The organism is Acetobacter sp. DmW_125128 (assembly GCF_008704325.1).
GTDB lineage: Bacteria > Pseudomonadota > Alphaproteobacteria > Acetobacterales > Acetobacteraceae > Acetobacter > Acetobacter oryzifermentans.
On sequence record NZ_VHOP01000095.1, the window covers coordinates 1 to 1,836 of the forward strand.

The window sequence follows — 1,836 nt, forward strand, 5'->3', positions numbered from 1 at the left end:
TCAATGGCCTCAAACTTGCTTTGCAGATCGTCTGTGCTCAGCGTCTTTCCATCCAGAGTGGAAAGTGCTTTGGCCATATCCCCCGTGTAACCATTAAAATGATCTACCGTGACATGGCTGGAATCATCAAACTTTGAGACAGACACCTTCATGCTGTCCAAAGTATCAGCAAGGCTTTTCAGGCTTTCAATGTCCTGCGTGTAATCACTGACACTGTCAAATGATGTCGGCATCAGCTGCTGCAAAGCCATGTTAAACGTAGCATCAGAGCTGCTCAGTTTGAGATCAGGCAGAATATCCTCAAGCGAGGTAGAGCTGGATTTCTTTCCTTTTTTCTGATGACCAACTTCACCAATCAGGCCGGTATCTGCTGTTGCTCCGGTGTATCCCAGAACATTGTTGATACTGTCCAGATCATCCTGAAGGCCAGATGAGACATCATCGCTGGCACGCCGCGTATGGGTGTGCGTGATCTCTAGTTGACCATCCACACCGGAAACGCTGTCCCATACGGCATGTTTTTTGGCAAACAGACTGCCAATCAGTCCTCCAAGACCACCCAGAACGGTGCCCCCGACCATAGCACCAATAGGGCCAAAGAAAGCAGCGCCCAGCCCTGTGCCAAGTGCTGTTCCAGCCAGAGAACCTATAGTTCCATAAGATCCACCACCTACGCTGGATAACGCACTGCCCAACGTAATGCCGCCTGCCAGACCTGTGCCGACATTGCCAATCGTGACATTGCTGCGACCGATCTTGGTACCAATGACCGAAGACAGCCAGGACTGACCACTGGCAGATCCACTGCCTTCAGGAGCAGCAGCCTGGTTTTTCACATTCAAGGCTTCCCATGGGGAATATGCCCAGCCGGATGATGTGATGTCGTTCCCTTCACCATATCCGGACAGAATGTTGCTGGCACTGGAAGCATTGCTGCCTGCACCAACTTTACCAAACAGATTGTCCAGATCTGCCAGGGTGGTGCGCGTGCCGCCATCAATGCTGTTGAGCAGCGGATTGATAAGGGCAAATCGCGCGATCACACTGGCAACCGAGGCATCCACACCCTGCAACATGCTTTTGAAAGACATGCCGCTGGATGTGCCCTGCATGAAGCCCTGCACCACGCCATCGGACAGCTGATCCGCCATATCGCTAATAGAGCCGGTGAAATCATCCATCACCTGCTGCTGGTGCTGGTATGCCGCCGTGGCATCGGAAAGCGCATCTGTGCTGGCCAGAAGATGCTGGGAATATTCATCTGTTAATGATCGGCCTTCCCTATAAAGCTGTTGCTCTACTTCCATATGAGCAATCAGTTTCTGGCGCGCATCATCATTGGAACCGATCAGAGATGTTTCAGTTTGCAGGATAGCAACCTGATCATTGTTCTGATTGGTCTGCCCGATCATCTGGGTGTTCTGCTGGGCAACCGTCAGGGCCTTGGCGGCACTGATGCGCTCCTGCATGGCCTGCACAAACTGCGGCGTGCCTTTCTGGAAGCTGTTTTCTGCATCCGTATAGGCAGACACATAAGAAGCCGCATCCTGTGCAGACATGCTGCCATCTGCATAGGCCGCATTGGCCTTATCCAGCGCCTGTGTTTGATCTGACATGGCAGACGTGCTGGCATGCCATTCATCCGCCAGAATGGATTGCTCACGCGCCTGCGCTGCCATGATCTGGGTTGCAGATGCGTGCGCCCCGTTAAGCGAAAGCTGCGCCTGGTCAACCTCCTGTGCCACGCTGCCCATCTGCCGGTCATAGCCCGTTAAGGCAGATGCGCTTTGTGCGGCTAGCGTTTGCGAATGATCCACTTCCTGCAAGGGATCACGC

General features: G+C 53.2%; 1 pseudogene. It reads right to left on the minus strand.

What is annotated here, in order from left to right:
• Nucleotides 1-1,836 (minus strand): annotated as a pseudogene (locus tag FKW19_RS15120) (phage tail protein); the annotation flags it as partial.